This is a genomic window from Kitasatospora kazusensis, assembly GCF_039529945.1.
Taxonomy (GTDB): domain Bacteria; phylum Actinomycetota; class Actinomycetes; order Streptomycetales; family Streptomycetaceae; genus Kitasatospora; species Kitasatospora kazusensis.
Genome location: NZ_BAAANT010000032.1, coordinates 16861 through 32341, shown reverse-complemented (window position 1 = coordinate 32341; position 15481 = coordinate 16861). Strand labels below are relative to the sequence as shown.

Here is a 15481-nt window from a genome sequence, read left to right as displayed (position 1 = left end):
TGCTGACCTCATGTTCGAGCCAGTGATAGCGCCCAGTGCCAGCCTCCTCGGCCTCCTCCAGCGGGGCCGTGGTGACGGGCAGCTGCATGCGCTGGCAGCCGACCGGGACGAGGCCGTCGCCGCCCTGGAAGAGTGCGTCACCCGTGACGCACGGGCCGACTGGCAGATCGAGAACCGCTCGCTCTACTACGCCCGCCTCTACATGGAGCTGGAGGCGCCGCTCACCGGCCTGGAGGAGCACCTGCACGCTCCCGAGGACGTGTTCGACGAGGACGACCACCGCACCGGCCTGGCCCTCGCGGTCCTCGGCCACCTCGCCGCCTACGGCCGCCGCGACGCGCTGGACCTGCTGCGCGGCTACGTGGCCGTCGGCACCAACTGGGCCTGGGCGCTGGACGAGCTCGCCCTGCGCGACGACGACCAGGCGCTGCTGCGGCTGGCCCCCGCCGTGCTCGGCCGCTTCCCCGAGGATCCGGCGGGCGAGGCCGCCCTGCGGGCCGTCATCGCCGCCGCGTACGAGCCCCGGCCGTGGCGGCTGTGGGCCGCCCACCACCCCCGGGTCGCCGCCGCGAGCGAGCAGTCACCCTTCGACCTCTGGCAGCGTCAGCTGAACCGCGCCGGCATCACCCCCGGCTGGAGCACCACCGACGTGCTCGCCTGGGCGGACACCCCCGCCGAGTCCGGCCCCGGCGCGGCGGCCCGCCGCGCCGCCGCGGCCGCCCGCTGCCTCGCCGCCGTCGTCCGGCCGCAGGACCGCTCGGTCGTCCTCGACGCGGCCCGGCACGGCGAGCCCGGCGCCCGGACGGCCGCCCTGCGCTACCTGGTCGACCAACAGGACCCGGAGGCCGCCGCCCTGATCGAGGCGGCCGCCGCCGACATCGACGACCGCGTGGTCGCCGCCGCCCTGGAGGTACTCGGCCGGATGCGCGGCCCCGAGGCGCTGGAGCACGCCCGCCGCTGGGCCGATCCGTCCACCGGCGGCACCGACAGCGCCCTCGGCGAGGCCGCCGTCCAACTTCTCGCCGACTCGGGCGAGCCCGTCGACGGCCCGCTGGTGGTGGCCGCGCTGCGCCGCTGGATCTCGGTACGCGGCGTGGTCGGCGCGGGCCTCGGCACCCTGATCGACGGCGTGGGGCGGCTGGCCGCCGCCGGAGCCGTTCCCGCCCTGCGCCATGTGTACGGCGAGGCCGTCTCCTCCGAACTGCGCGGCCGCGCCGCCCAGGCACTGGCCGTCACGGACGTCTACTTCGCCCGCGGCCTCGCCGTCGAGTGCCTCTGGGACTGCGAGGAGAGCACCCGCGAACTGGCCGCGCGCCACGTCACCACCACGGGTGACGTCAGAGTCCTGGAACGCCTGCGCCGCCTCGCGGCCGACCCCGCCGAGGAGGCCGAGGTGCACGCCGCCGTCCGCGGCCGCCTCACCGCGCGGGACCGCGGCTAGCCGAGCCCGCACCGCAGGACCGTACCCGGCCGCGCCCGTACCGGAACCGCGTCCGGCCGCGCCCGCACCGAGACCGGACCGGCGTGGCGGACCCGGGCGCCGGAGGTCCGGGGCCCCGTGCTCCCACGGCCCCCGGCCGGTGGGTCGGGTCATCCGGTGTCCTCTCTCGCTCGGCTCCGTCTCGACGGGTCCGGCCCGGCGGCTCGTCCCCCGTGCGGCCGCCGGCGCGTCCGCACCGTCGGGCCGGACCCGTCGGGAACATCCTGCAGGTGGCCTCTAACATGCCACTAACAGAGCTCACCGGGGGCTCGTGGCTGCTCAGCGGCAACGGGCCATGAGGGGTTTCGATGAGATTCGCGGTGCTCGGACCCGTGACGGTGACCAGGGACGGCGTACCCGTCCCGGTCAACGCGCGGATGGGCCGCACCCTGCTGGCGCTGTTGCTGCTGAACGCCGGCCGGACGGTCCCGGTGCACCGGTTGGTCGGCGCCCTCTGGGGCGAGGCCCCGCCGCCCACCGCCACCGCCTCCCTGCACAACCACGTGATGCGGCTGCGCCGCCTGCTCGGGCCGGAGGGCGCGGCCGCGATCCAGCGGACCCCCGACGGCTACCTCATCTCGCTCGGCCCGGGCCGGCTCGACCTGCACGAGTTCGACGAGCAGTCCCGGCTGGGCCGCGAGGCACTGGCGGCGCGCCGCTGGCACGATGCGGCGGACGCGCTGTCGGCGGCCCTGGAGCTGTGGCGGGGTGATCCGCTGGCCGACGTCCCGGTCGCCGGCCTCGACGCCGGGGATTTCGACCACCTCCGCGAGAGCAGGCTGCAGGCGGCCGAAGGACTGGCCGAGGCCCGCCTGCGGCTGGGGCAGTACGGACAGGCCATCGGCGAGCTCCGGCCGGTGGTCCGCGACCACCCCTGGGCGGAGGCGCTGCACGGGCAGCTGATGCGCGCGCTGTACGCGGCGGGGCGCCAGGCCGACGCGCTCAAGGTCTACCGGGACCTGCGGCAGTCGCTCGTCGAGGAACTCGGCGTCGAACCCTCGCCCGCGCTGCGGGAACTGCACCAGCGCATCCTCGACGCCACCCCGGAACCCGCCACCGGTACCGATACCGGTACCGGCTCCACCGTCCGCCCGCCCGCCGCGGCCGAACCCGGCCGCCCGGCGCAGCCGGTGCCGCAGCAGCTGCCGCCGACCACCAGGTTCTTCGCCGGCCGGAGCGAGGCGCTCGGCACGCTGTCCCGCCTGCTCGACAGCGCCGACGACACCCCCGGCGCCGCGCTGATCGCCACCATCACCGGCACGGCGGGCGTGGGGAAGACCGCGCTCGCCGTGCACTGGGCCCACCGGGCGGCCGACCGCTTCCCGGACGGCCGGCTGTACGTCAACCTCCGGGGTTTCGACCCGAACGGGCAGCCCGTCACGGCCGAGCACGCGGTGCGCGGCTTCCTGGACGGCCTGGGCACGCCGCCCGGCCGGATCCCGGCGAGCTTCGAGGCGCAGGTCGCGCTCTACCGCAGCCTGGTCGCCGGGCGGCAGCTGCTGGTGGTCCTGGACAACGCCCGGGACGCCGACCAGATCCGCCCCCTGCTGCCCGGCACCGCCCGGTGCCCGGTCCTGGTGACCAGCCGCAGCCGGCTGGCCAGCCTGGTGGCCATCGAGGGTGCGCAGCCGTTGCCGCTGGACCTGCTCAGCCTCGCCGACGCCCGGGACCTGCTGGCCCGCCGCCTCGGCGCGGAGACCGTGGCCGGGGAGGCGGCCGCCGTCGACGAGCTGATCGGGCTGTGCGCCCGGCTGCCGCTGGCCCTGAGCGTGGTGGCCGCCCGGCTCGCGATGAACCCGGGCTTCCCGTTCGAGGAGCTGCTGTCCCGGCTCGCCGACGCCCGCGACCGCCTCAGCACGCTGAACGGCGGCGACACCGTCACCGACGTGCGCGCGGTGTTCTCCTGGTCGTACGAACAGCTCGGCGAGCCGGCCGCCCGGCTGTTCCGGCTGCTCGGCCTGCACCCCGGCCCGGACGTCGCGCTGCCCGCAGCCGCCTGCCTGGCCGGCCTGACACCCGCGCAGGCACGGGCGGCCCTGGACGAGCTGATCGACTCGCACCTGCTGACCGAGCACGCGCCGGGCCGCTACCTCTCGCACGACCTGCTGCGCGCCTACGCCGCCGACCTCGCCCGCAGCACCGAGGACGAGGCGGCCCGGGCGGCCGCGACGGAGCGGCTGCTCGACCACTACCTGCACACCGCGCACGCGGCCGAGCGGCTGATCTTCCCGGCCCGTGACCCGATCACCCTGGGGGCCCGCCACCCCGGCGCCGTCCCGGTCGAGCTCGGCACGGCCGCGGCGGCGTCGGCGTGGTTCGACGCGGAGCACCCGGTCCTGCTGGCGCTCGGCGTCCTCGCGGCCGACCGCGGGTCCGACGCCCACGCCTGGCAGATCCCGTGGTCACTGACCACCTACCTGGTCCGGACCGGACGCCTGCGCGACGTGCGGGCGAGCCAGCGCAGCGGGCTGGCGGCCGCCCAGCGGCTGGGCGACCTGCGCGGCCAGGCGCTGGCCCAACGCGTCCTCGGGCAGCTCTGCCGCGAGCCCGGCGAGCGCGAGGCCGGCCGCGAACACCTGGAACAGGCGCTCGATCTGGAGCGGCGCCTCGGCAGCCTCAGCGGCCAGGGGGACGTCCTGCACAGTCTCGCCTTCTGGCACGCGCTGTCGGACGGCCACGCCGAGGCGCTGGAACACGCCCGGCGGGGCCTGGAACTCCACCGGGCGGCCGGGCACCGGTCCGGACAGGCCCGCCTGCTGAACGCGGTCGGCTGGTACCGCTCGCAGCTCGGCGACCACGAGCAGGCCCTGACCGACTGCGAGGAGACCCTGACCCTGCTGCGCGAGACGGGCGAACAGGAGAGCGAGGCCCAGACCCTCGACAGCCTCGGCCGGATCCACCAGCAGCTCGGCCAGACCGCCGAGGCCCTCAGCCGCTACCGGCAGTCCGCCGACCTGCACCGCGCGAACGGCCACCGCCCCTCCGAGGCCGTGGCCCTGCTCAGGCTCGGCGACGTGCACCAGCAGGCCGGCGCCCGGGCGCAGGCCGAGGAGAACTGGCGTGCCGCCCTCGCCCTCTTCACCGCCCTCGACCACCCCGAGGCCGCATCGGTCCGGACCCGCCTCCAGGCCGCGCCCGGGTAGACAGCGGAGCGCGCGGCCCGTCCTGGGGCGGCGCCGCTCCGATGAGCCCGCGGACGGAGCCCCAGGCCCCGGACGGCTACTCGCGCAGCAACAGGAACCGCACCGGCACGCCCGGCCGGGCCTGCGCGGCGCCCGCCAGATCGGCGGCTGGGACGACCCCGATCACCGGGTAGCCGCCGGTGGTCGGGTGGTCGGCCAGGAAGACCACCGGCCGTCCGTCCGGCGGGACCTGGACGGCTCCCAGCACCATCCCCTCGCTGGGCAGCTCGCCCGTCCGGGCCCGGGGGAGCGGCGGGCCCTCCGTCCGCAGGGCGATCCGGTTGCTGGCCCCGGCGACCCGGTAGCGCTGCCGGGGGAGCCCGGCCACCGCCTCGGGGGTGAACCAGTCGGCCCGGGGGCCGGGCCGCAGCCGCAGCACCAGTTCGCCCGGCGGCGCGGGCAGCGGCACCAGCTCCACCGCCGGACGCGGGTGCGCGGGCCCGACCGGCAGCACGGTGCCGACCGCCAGCGGCGCCGGGCCCAGCCCCGACAGCAGGTCCGCCGAGCGGCTGCCGAACAGCTCCGGTACCGCGATCCCGCCCGCCACCGCCAGATAGCTGCGGACCCCGTGCGTGGCGGCCCCGACCTCCACCACCGCACCGGCCGGCACGGCCACCGGCGCGCCCCACGCGGCGGGCCGCCCGGCCACCCGTACGGGGGCGGGCGCCCCCGTCACCGCGATCAGCACCGCGGCCGAGGCCCGCAGGGCGACCCCGCCGAGGGTGGTCTCCAGTGCGGCCGCGCCGGGCTCGTTGCCGACCAGCCGGTTCGCCGCCAGCAGGGCCGGCCCGTCCAGCGCCCCGGCCCGGGGCACCCCGAGATGCGCGACGCCGCGCCGCCCCAGATCCTGCACCGTGGTCAGCGGCCCGGGCCGCACCACCACCAGCTCGCTCAAACCTCAGCCCCCCGACTGCCCTGAACCGCCCGGCCCCGAACCAGCGTGTCCCGAATCAACGTGTCCTGAACCGGTGTGTCCTGAACCGCCCGGCCCCGAACCGCTGTCAACCGCCACGAACCGCACCCGCACGCCCGGCGCGAGCAGCGCCGTCGGCTCCCGTCCGGCCTCCCAGAGCGGCAGCTCCGTCCGCCCGATCAACTGCCAGCCGCCGGGGGAGGAGCGCGGGTAGACGCCGGTGTACGGGCCGGCCAGCGCGACCGAACCCGTCGGGACGGAGCTGCGCGGCGTGGCCCGCCGGGGTACCTCATACCGGGCGGGCAGGCCGGTCAGGTAGCCGAAGCCGGGGGCGAAACCGCAGAACGCCACCCGGTACTCGGCGCTGCTGTGGATCCGCACCGCTTCCGCCACCGGGACGCCCCACAGCTGGGCGACCTCCGCCAGGTCGGGGCCGTCGTAGACGGTGGGCACCTCCACCAGCGGGCCCACCGCGGGCGGCCGGGCGGGGACGCTCCACCCCGCGAGCACCCGGGCCAGCGCGGCGCGGTCGGCGATCCCGTCCAGCAGCACGGTCCGCGCGGCCGGGACGATCTCCGCGACCTCCGGCAGCTCCGCCCGCCGGGCCAGCAGCTCCGCGTACAGCGCGCCGACCCGCTCGGCCGAGTCCGCCTCCACCAGCAGGGCGTCCTCGCCGACCGGGCGGAGCAGTAGGCCGTCCGCCGCTGCGGCCTGCCTCACGCGAACGCCTCGACCCGCACGCCCGCCGAGGCCAGCGCCCCGCGCACCCGCCAGGCCAGCTGCGCCGCGCCCGGGGTGTCGCCGTGCACGCAGAGCGAGCGCGCCTCGACCGCGACGGGCTCGCCGCCCACCGCCGTCACCACGCCGTCGCGGGCGATGCCGACCGCGCGGGCGATCACCGCTTCCGGATCGTGGATCACCGCCTCCGGGTCGCGGCGCGGCACCAAGGTCCCCGCCCAGGTGTACGCGCGGTCGGCGAACGCCTCGGCGACCACCGGCAGCCCGACCCCCTCCGCGACCGCCAGCAGCCGCGAGCCCGGCAGGCCCAGCACCGGCAGCGGCCCGTCGCACACGGCGCCCGCCCGCAGGACGCCCGCGACCACGGCCTCGGCCTGCTCGGAGTCGCCGACCACCTTGTTGTAGAGGGCGCCGTGCGGTTTCACGTAGCTGACCCGGGAGCCGGCCGCGCGGGCGAAGACCTGGAGGGCGCCGATCTGGTAGGCGATCTCGTCGGCGAGCTCCTCGGACGGCACGTCCATCGCCCGGCGGCCGAACCCGGCCAGGTCCCGGTAGGAGACCTGGGCACCGATCCGTACGCCGCGCTCGGCGGCCAGTGAGCAGACCCGGCGCATGGTCGAAGGGTCCCCGGCGTGGAAGCCGCAGGCCACGTTGGCGCTCGTCACCACGGAGAGCAGGGCCTCGTCATCGGTCAGGGTCCACCGTCCGAACCCCTCGCCGAGGTCCGCATTGAGATCGATCACCGCATCGGCCACGCCATGCCCGCCTCCCGCGCCAGCTTCCTGGAGGTGATGGTAGGGCCTGCCCGGGGGCGCCCGTGCAACTGACCCGGGCGCCGAGCGCGCACCTGGCGGTATGCGCTCCCCCAGCTGGCGGAACGTTTCTCGGGGCGGCCCGGCGGACCGCCCCGAGGGGCCGCTCAGCGGGCCGGCAGCGGCTGCTCCCGCAGCGCCGTGGCCCGCTCCAGCCGCCGGATCCCGCGCAGCACGATCAGCAGCGGGATCACCCCGACGACTCCGAAGGACATATCGACACATCGCCAGTACACGGGTATGCCGCGCAGCGGTCCGCAGATCAGTGCCAGCGGGATGACCCCGCCGCAGGCGATCATGGCCCACTGGATCACCCAGACGTTGCGGACCGGGTCCCGCAGCGGCCCCCAGAACGCGGCGGCGATGACCAGGTGGGCGAAGGCCAGCCAGTCGGTCCCGTAGGCGAGGAAGGGGTAGCGGGCGTCCGTCTCGGCCAGCCCGTCCCGGATCCTGGTGGTCCAGTCGGCCAGGGAGGGGAAGTGCGCGCCGAGCGCCGAACCGTGCACCGCGTCCGCGAGCCAGCGGGACTCGCTCTGCAGCGGAAAGGCCGTCAGTCCGCTCAGCACCAGGCCGACCACGAAGATCCACAGCCACCGCCGGACCAGCCGTCGGGCCGAGGTCTCGGTCTGCGCCGGATCGCTTGTCATTTCGGGAACCCCCATGCGGCTATCGCGGTCGGGGTCTTGCCCCGTCTGCACGGGGCCGACTCTAGACCTGGAATTGAACGTGTTCAACTCTGCTGGAGCGGGGTGGGAGAACCCGTACAAGCGGGCTCGTTTCGGACCTTGTGGGTGCGAACCCCTAATCTTGTCCACCGTGACCGTCATCGCAGACCAGCCCACCGAGCACGAGCTCCGGCCCGCCGCCCCGGCAGCCCGGCCGGCCCCCGGCCCGGCCGCCGACGAGGGGCTCGCCCGCCGGCTCAAGGCGCTGGCCTGCACCGCGCCGCTGCACGACCTGGAGAGCCGCAAGGCCAACCTGGCCGGCGAGTACGGCTCGTACGCGATGGCCGAGGTCGGCCTCGCCGTGATCGACCTCGTCACGCTCCACATGGACTTCGACACCGGCGCCGACCGCGACATAGTCCTCGGCCGCCTGCTGCCCCGGGTCGCCGCCCAGAACCCGGCCCGCCCGACGGCCGAGCACGAGCGGGTCGCCCGCTGGGTGCTGGAGTCGCTGATCAACGTCGGCAGCGTCGACCGGGGCTTCCGCGCGGTCTACGGCACCTTCGGCGCCGACGGCACGTACATCCGGCGCGACTACGACTTCAAGCTCCTCGAAGAGGTCCCCGGCCCCGACGGCGGCGTCTACCTGCGCAGCACCGACGAGGCCGTCAACGTCCTGGTCGGCGCGCTCGACACCGACGTGACGTCCGCCCAGATCGCCGCCGAGGTCAAGCTCGAAGTGCTGATCCGGCGCGGCCGCCTCGCCGACGCCCAGCTCGCCGCCGAACAGGCCCGCTACCGCACCGTCCAGTACGCCGAGACACTGCGCCGCGCCCTCGACGCGACCCGGCGCAACGTCCGCGCCGTCGACTGGATGCAGGCCGTCCCCGACCTGATCGACGAGGCGCTCGACCACATCGCCGACCGCTACCGGCACGAGAACGCGATCCTCACCAACATCCGCAAGGCCCGGGACGAGACCGAGGAGCACGAGCAGAAGCGCCGCGCCGCCGAGCTGGTCGACATCGTCAAGGACTGCATCCGCCGCCACACCCAGCTCCAGGCCCGCCTGCTGGAGGCCGGCCCGCTGTTCCGCGCCGAACAGGACCGCCAGGCCTTCGCCGCCCCCGGCGCCCGCAGCGGCATCGACCTGTACGGACACCTGCTCGCCCCCCTGCTGCGGCTCCCGATAGCACAGGCGACCCGGCCCACCGACGTGTTCTTCGCCCGGGGCGCCGGCCTGCGCACCCCCACCTCCGTCCGGGTCGCCGACCTGGTCGAGCTGCTGCTCACCCCGCCGGTCGAGCGCGAGCACCTCGGCGCGGAGCTGCCCGACCCGGACCTGGTCGCCACCCCCGACGACAGCCGGTTCTCCGAGGCCCAGCTGGAAGCCGCGCTCGAACTCCTCGACCTCCCCGCCGACGCCCCGCGCAGGCTCTCCGGCCTGCTCGCCGACGCCCGCCGCCAGGACCCGGAACTCCCGTACCTGGTCGCCCTGCTCGCCGTCCACGCGGCCAGCCCCCCGGTCGGCACCGCCTACCGCCAGGGCGAGGAGCGCCTCCTCTTCGCCGTCGACGACGGCGCCACCCTCGACGACCCCGAGTTCGGCGGCGCCGACCTCATCGTCGGCAGCGCCCTTCTCGACGCGGCGGGCATGGCAGCCGACCGCAAGGACGCGAGCTGATGAGGCGAGCACCCCAGGGACGCGGGGAACTGCGCGAACCCGGGCTGACGGCGAACCATTGGGGGCGCGGGGAACTGCGCGAGTCGGAAGACGCCCTCCGTTCACCCGAGAACCGACCCCAGGTGGCACCTCCCCAGGGGCGCGGGGAACTGCGCAACTCGGAAGGCGCCCTCCGTTCACCCGCGAACCGACCCCAGGTGGCAGCACCTCAGGGGCGCGGGGAACTGCGCGACTCGGAAGGCCCCCAAGGTTCAGCCGGGGTCGCCGCCCGCAGGGCACCCCGCAGCCGTCCACAGAGGCGGTGCACCGGACCCTCCGTACGGAGCCACAACTCCGTGACCTCCCGATTCGCGCGGTTCCCCGCGCCCCTGAAGAACCCGCCCGTGAACAGCACCAAGGAGCCCCGCCCGTGACGACCTACCCCGAGACGTCCTGGGCCGCCCCCGAGAGCGAGCCCGCCGCTCAGGCGGCCCTCACCCCCGCCGACGTCACCGACGCCGCCCGGCTGGTCTCGTTCGGGCTGCAGGCCAAGCTGCTCCCCGCCCGGGATGCGGAGTACGCCGAGCTGGTGCGCCGGCACCGCGAGGACCCGGGCTTCGCCCGCCTCGCGGACGCCGTCGCGACCGGGATGGGCCTGGTCGTGCTGGAGGTGTCCTCCCGGGCCGGGATGGCCGTGGCCGCCGCCGAGGACTCGGTGTTCGCGGTCCGGATGGGCGACTACTCCCGCCGTGCCGCCAGCGAGTCCGCCGACAGGTTCCTGCACGGGCTGGCCCACCTCGCGGTCGCCGCGATGGCCTTCCCCCGCCCCGAGGACCTCGCCGACGACGGCTACCTGGGCCGGATCACCACCAACGGCGTGGACGCGTTCGTCCGGCAGGCCTGCCGCCGCCTGGAGGAGCAGGCCGACGCCGAGGGCGCCAACACCGACCCGGCCAGCGACGCGCCCGGGCTGGAGGCCGCCTGGCGGGTCTGGGCCCGCCGCAGTGCGACCGGCGCGACCAAGGACGCCCGCCGGCTCTCCGGCTCGACCATCGGCATCGTCTCCAAGGCGGTGCTCTTCCTGGTCGACTCCGGCTTCCTGCAGAAGACCTCGGACGACGCCGGCGGCACCTTCCGTACCACCGCCCGCTACCAGCTCCAGGTCCGCGACCTCGCGGGCAGTGCCGCGATGGCCGAGCTGCTCGACCTCGGCGTGGCCGTCGTCACCGACGGCACCGCCACCCTGCTCCCCGCCGACCACAGCGAGGACCTGGTCGCCGACGCCGGCCTGCCGTTCCACTCGCTCTGAACCGCGCTCCGAACCGCGCCCCGCACCTCTCTCCAGCCTGTCCAGGAAAGATCTCACCTCATGTACGAGCTCAACCGGGTCCGCCTGTACTCCATCGGGCCGGCCGGTGCCCGCTACGCCGACACGCTGCTCGACCTGCGTGGTGTCGGCGAGCCGGTGGCGAACCCCGCGCCGCAGCAGCCCGGCCTGTTCGGTGACGAGCCCGACGGTCCGCCCCGGCGTCCGGCCCCGGCGGGTGTGCTCTTCCTGGAGAACGGCGGCGGCAAGTCCGTCCTGCTCAAGCTGATCTTCTCGGTGATGCTCCCCGGCCACCGCAACACCCTCGGCGGCGCCAGCTCCGGCGTGCTGCGCAAGTTCCTGCTCGCGGACGACTGCGGACACGTCGCGCTGGAGTGGCAGCACACCGTCACCGGCGAGCTGATCGTGGTCGGCAAGGTCAGCGAGTGGCGCGGCCGCCAGGTCTCCTCCGACCCGCGCAAGTTCGCCGAGACCTGGTACTCCTTCCGCCCGGGCCCGGGCCTGACCCTCGACTCCCTCCCGGTCGCCGAGCGGATCGGCCTCACCAGCGAGCGGGCCCGGGGCCGCCGCCGCACCATGAAGGGCTTCCGCGACGCCCTCACCGAGGCGGGCAAGGCGTACCCGTACCTCGACCTCACCTTCGAGGACATCCACGACCGCTGGAACGAGCACCTCGGCGACCTCGGCCTCGACCCCGAACTCTTCCGCTACCAGCGCGAGATGAACGCCGACGAGGGCGAGGCGGCCGGCCTCTTCGCGGTCAAGCACGACTCCGACTTCACCGATCTGCTGCTGCGCGCCGTCACCGACACCCGGGACACCGACGGCCTCGCCGACCTCGTCCACGGCTTCGCCGCCAAGCTCGGCCGCCGCGCCGAGCTGACGGCCGAGCGCGACTTCACCGGCGGCTCGCTCGACCTGCTCCAGCGGATCGTCGACGCCACCGCCGCCCGCGAGTCCGTCCGCGAGACCCACCGCACCGCCGAGCGCCGCACCCGCCGCCTCGCCCAGAGCCTCGCCACCCGCGCCGGCGCCGAGCGCGAGCGCTGCCACGACCTCGCCATCGAGGTCGCCGCCGCCGCGAGCGCCGTCACCGCCGCCGAGACCGACCGGACCCGGCACTCGCTGATCACCGCCGAGCTGACGCACCGCCACGCCACCCTCGGCCTCACCGCCGCCACCACCGAGGCCGCCGCACTGCGCCGCGAGCTGATCGAGGCCCGCACCCTGCACGCCGCCTGGCAGGCCGCCGAGGCGGTGCTGCGCCGGCGCGCCGCCGCCGACCGGGTCGCCAGGGTCGCCGTCGCGATCCGTGAGGCCGAGCTGGACGCCGCGCCCGCCCTCGCCGCCCGCGCCCAGGCCGCCGGAGCCCTCGCCCGCGCGCTGGAGACGGCCGCCCTCGCGGCCGAGACCCGGGCCGACCAGGAGGAGCTGCGGGCCGGTGAGCTCCAGGAGGACGGCGCCGCCGCCCACGGCGAGGCGACCGCCGCCGCGACCGCCGCCCAGAAGGCCCGCAGCGAGACCGAGCACCTGCGCCAGCGCCTCGCCGAGGTCGAGCAGGAGACCGCGGCCGCCGTCGAGGCGGGCTGGATCGACGGCAGCGCCGACGAGCCGGACCCGGCCCGCGCGGCGCTCCAGGCCGCCGACGCCGAGAAGGCCGCCACCGCAGCACTGGAGCAGGCCCGGAGCGCCGCCGAACAGGCCGCCGCCCGGGTCCGCGAGAGCGCCGCGCTCGAAGCGAAGGCCGAACTCGCCGCCGCCCGGGCCGGCGACGCGTACAAGGACGCCCACCGCGCCCTCGCCGCCGAGCAGCGCACCGCCGCCCAGCTCGCCACCGAACCCCGCCTCGCGGACCTGCTCTCGCTCAAGCCGTTCCAGGACGACGAGGAGGGCGCGCTCACCCCCGCCATCCTCGACTCGGCGGCCGAGGACCTGCGCGCCCAGCTCGACCGGGCCGTCGCCACCGCCGAGCGCACCCTCTTCGACCTCCGGACGGCCGCCGCCGACGACTCCCGCATCCTGGCCGCCCTCGGCGACGGCGGCCTGCTGCCGCCCGGCCCGGACGTACTGGCCACCGTCGAGTACCTCGGCGAGCACGGCATCCCCGCGCTGCCCGGCTGGCGCTACCTGGCCCAGTCCGTCGACCCGGCCGACCACGACGCGATCCTCGCCGCCCGCCCCGAGCTGGTCGACGGCGTGGTCGTCACGGACCCGTCCTCGCTGGAGCGGGCCCGCGAGACCCTCCAGGCCGCCGCCCTGCTGCCCCGCTCCACCGTCGCCGTCGGTACGGCCGCCGCGCTGATCGCGCCGATCGCCGACGAGCCGCCCTTCTTCCTGGTGCCGCCGAACCCGGCCATGCACGACGAACGCGCCGCCGACGACGAACGCCGGGAGCTGCGCACCCGCGCCACCGCCCGCGAGGAGCACATCCGCGAGCTGGCCGCCCGCCTCGGCGGCGACCGCGCGCTCGCCTCCCGGCTGGCCTCCTGGCACGCCCAGTGCCCGCCCGGCACGCTGGCCGAGCTCACCGCGGCCGCCCAGGCGGCGTCCCACCAGGCCGAGACGGCCGCCGCCGAACTCGCCACCCTGCGCGCCGAGCACACCGAGGCCGAGACCGACCACGCCGCCGCCGCGTCCGCGTACGAGGAGCGCCGCGAGGCCGCCCAGCGCACCCGCCGACGCGCCGACGCCCTGGCCGGCCTCGCCTTCCGGCTGCGCGAGCGGGCCAACTGGACCCGCCGGCAGCGCGAGCTGGCCGAGGACGCCGCCGAGTGCGACCGCCGCCAGGCCGCCTGCGCCGAACGCGCCCGCACCTGCGACGAGGACCGCCGCGCCGCCCAGCGCGCCGCCGACGACGCCCGCCGCACCACCCGCACCCTGCGCGCCGAGCGGGCCGAGCTCTCCGCGACCGACCTCACCGAGGACGCCGACCAGGCCCCCGCCTCGCTGCCCGCCCTGCGCGAGGCGTACCGGGCGGCCTCCCAGCTCTACGACAAGGTCGGCGTCGGCGCCGACCTGCGGGCCGAGCAGGCCCGCGCCGAGGGCGACGAGGCGGCCGCCGCCACCGAGCTCGACCGCCTCACCAACAAGGTCCGCACCCGCGCCGAGGAGCTCCTCGCCAGCCCGGACGGCGCCGACGGCCCGGCCCGGCAGGCCGCCGTCACCCGCGCCGAGGAGCTGGTCGCCACCATCGAGGCCCGCTCCGCCACCGCCAGCGAGCAGCTCGGCCGCCTGCGCGGCGAGGCCGAACGCTCCGCCCCCGCCAGCGGCGAGGCGCACACCGAGCTGCCCGAGGACCTCGTCCCGACCGACCCCGAGCACGCCCAGCTGCTGCTGCGCACCGCCACCACCCGGCTCGCCGAGCGCCGCGAACGGCTGGAGACCGCCCGGATCGAGCTCGCCGACCTCCAGCGCACCCTGGACGCCGCGCAGAGCGCCGCCGCCGACTTCGACGAGGCGGCCGGCCAGCTCAGGGACGGCCTGCGCGACCACGGCCCGGAGGAGCCCGAGCAGAACGCCGAGCCGTACCTCGGCAGCCTCGCCGAGGCCCGCGGCGCGGCGGCCGACACCCGACGCATGCTGCGCGGCGCCTCCGCCGACCTGACGGCCGCCGAACTCGCCGTCCGGGACGCCTCCGACGGGCTGATCCGGCACGCCAACGCGGCCCGCTACGAGGCCGTCCGCACCCCCGCCCGCCAGCAGATCCGCGAGCTGCCCGCCGCCTCGCTGCCCGACCACGCCGCCGCCTGGGCCGCCGCCTTCGCGCCCCGCCTGCGGGTGCTCACCGACGAGCTGGCCCAGCTGGAGCGCAACCGGGGCTCCATCGTGGACCGCCTGCGCGGCCTGGTGGAGAGCTCGCTCGCCACCCTGCGCGCCGCCCAGCGGCTCTCCCGGCTGCCCGAGGGCCTGGGGGAGTGGTCCGGCCAGGAGTTCCTCCGGATCCGCTTCGAGGACCCGGACCACACCGTGCTGGTCGAGCGCCTCGGCGAGGTGATCGACGAGGCGACCAGCGCCGCCGTCCGCAAGAACTCCGACCTGCGCCGGGACGGCATGTCCCTGCTGCTGCGCGGCGTCGCGGCGGCGATCGGGCCCAAGGGGGTCTCGGTCGAGATCCTCAAGCCTGACGCCGTGCTGCGCGCCGAGCGGGTCAGCGTCGGCCAGATGTCGGACGTCTTCTCCGGCGGCCAGCTGCTCACCGCCGCCATCGCCCTCTACTGCACGATGGCCGCCCTGCGGGCCAACGACCGGGGGCAGTCCCAGCTGCGGCACGCCGGCACGCTGTTCCTCGACAACCCGATCGGCCGGGCCAACGCCACCTACCTGCTGGAGCTCCAGCGCGCGGTGGCGGACGCCCTCGGCGTCCAGCTGATCTACACCACCGGCCTCTTCGACACCACCGCCCTCGCCGAGTTCCCGTTGGTCATCCGGCTGCGCAACGACGCCGACCTGCGGGCGGGCCTGAAGTACATCTCGGTGGAGGAGCACCTGCGCCCCGGCCTCCCGGCCCCGCAGGACCCGGACGGACCGGCGATCCACGGCGAGATCACGGCGACCCGGATGTTCAAGCGCCCCCTGGAGGCCCAGCCCGCCGAGTAGCGGTGCGCCGCGCGCGGCTGTGCCACGGCCGGGTTGAAGAAGTGTTCGTACTCATGGATGCTGAAGCCCTCGGGGGGACCCGGGGGCGCTCAAGCGTCCCTGAAC

General features: G+C 76.2%; 9 protein-coding genes. 5 read left to right on the top strand and 4 right to left on the bottom strand.

Annotation, left to right across the window (positions count from 1 at the left end; genetic code table 11):
- Nucleotides 1-10 precede the first annotated feature (10 nt).
- On the top strand, nt 11-1441 hold the full coding sequence (locus ABD330_RS23410) for a HEAT repeat domain-containing protein (protein ID WP_344467924.1): 1431 nt from the start codon (nt 11-13) through the stop codon (nt 1439-1441).
- Nucleotides 1442-1788: 347 nt separating this feature from the next.
- The gene (locus tag ABD330_RS23405) at nt 1789-4623 is read left to right on the top strand and encodes an AfsR/SARP family transcriptional regulator (RefSeq protein WP_344467923.1); all 2835 of its coding nucleotides are present in this window, start codon (nt 1789-1791) and stop codon (nt 4621-4623) included.
- A gap of 76 nt (nt 4624-4699) precedes the next feature.
- On the opposite strand, the gene ABD330_RS23400 is transcribed toward ABD330_RS23405, so the two are convergent.
- The 4 genes from ABD330_RS23400 to ABD330_RS23385 form a co-directional block, all read right to left on the bottom strand.
- Complete coding sequence (locus ABD330_RS23400) at nt 4700-5557, bottom strand: 5-oxoprolinase subunit C family protein (RefSeq protein ID WP_344467922.1); 858 nt, start codon at nt 5555-5557, stop codon at nt 4700-4702.
- A 3-nt stretch (nt 5558-5560) separates the two neighbouring features.
- Nucleotides 5561-6295, bottom strand: a complete 735-nt coding sequence (locus ABD330_RS23395; RefSeq protein WP_344467921.1) for a 5-oxoprolinase subunit B family protein — start codon at nt 6293-6295, stop codon at nt 5561-5563.
- On the bottom strand, nt 6292-7068 hold the full coding sequence (locus ABD330_RS23390) for a LamB/YcsF family protein (protein ID WP_344467920.1): 777 nt from the start codon (nt 7066-7068) through the stop codon (nt 6292-6294). The genes ABD330_RS23395 and ABD330_RS23390 overlap by 4 nt, the downstream gene beginning before the upstream one ends.
- A gap of 164 nt (nt 7069-7232) precedes the next feature.
- Entirely contained in the window at nt 7233-7772 is a 540-nt protein-coding gene (locus ABD330_RS23385) for a hypothetical protein (RefSeq protein WP_344467919.1), read from the bottom strand.
- A 169-nt stretch (nt 7773-7941) separates the two neighbouring features.
- On the opposite strand from ABD330_RS23385, the gene ABD330_RS23380 reads away from it, so the two are divergent.
- The 3 genes from ABD330_RS23380 (at nt 7942) to ABD330_RS23370 (ending at nt 15376) form a co-directional block, all read left to right on the top strand.
- The gene (locus tag ABD330_RS23380) at nt 7942-9474 is read left to right on the top strand and encodes a hypothetical protein (protein ID WP_425555619.1); all 1533 of its coding nucleotides are present in this window, start codon (nt 7942-7944) and stop codon (nt 9472-9474) included.
- A gap of 409 nt (nt 9475-9883) precedes the next feature.
- On the top strand, nt 9884-10762 hold the full coding sequence (locus ABD330_RS23375; RefSeq protein ID WP_344467918.1) for a hypothetical protein: 879 nt from the start codon (nt 9884-9886) through the stop codon (nt 10760-10762).
- Nucleotides 10763-10822: 60 nt separating this feature from the next.
- Nucleotides 10823-15376: a hypothetical protein gene (locus ABD330_RS23370; RefSeq protein ID WP_344467917.1), complete on the top strand. Its 4554-nt coding sequence runs from the start codon at nt 10823-10825 to the stop codon at nt 15374-15376.
- Nucleotides 15377-15481 lie beyond the last annotated feature (105 nt).

Coding starts and splice junctions, on each gene's coding strand:
- ABD330_RS23410 (WP_344467924.1), top strand. CDS start 11: ATGTTCGAGCCAGTGATAGCGCCCAGTGCCAGCCTCCTCGGCCTCCTC.
- ABD330_RS23405 (WP_344467923.1), top strand. CDS start 1,789: ATGAGATTCGCGGTGCTCGGACCCGTGACGGTGACCAGGGACGGCGTA.
- ABD330_RS23385 (WP_344467919.1), bottom strand. CDS start 7,772: ATGACAAGCGATCCGGCGCAGACCGAGACCTCGGCCCGACGGCTGGTC.
- ABD330_RS23370 (WP_344467917.1), top strand. CDS start 10,823: ATGTACGAGCTCAACCGGGTCCGCCTGTACTCCATCGGGCCGGCCGGT.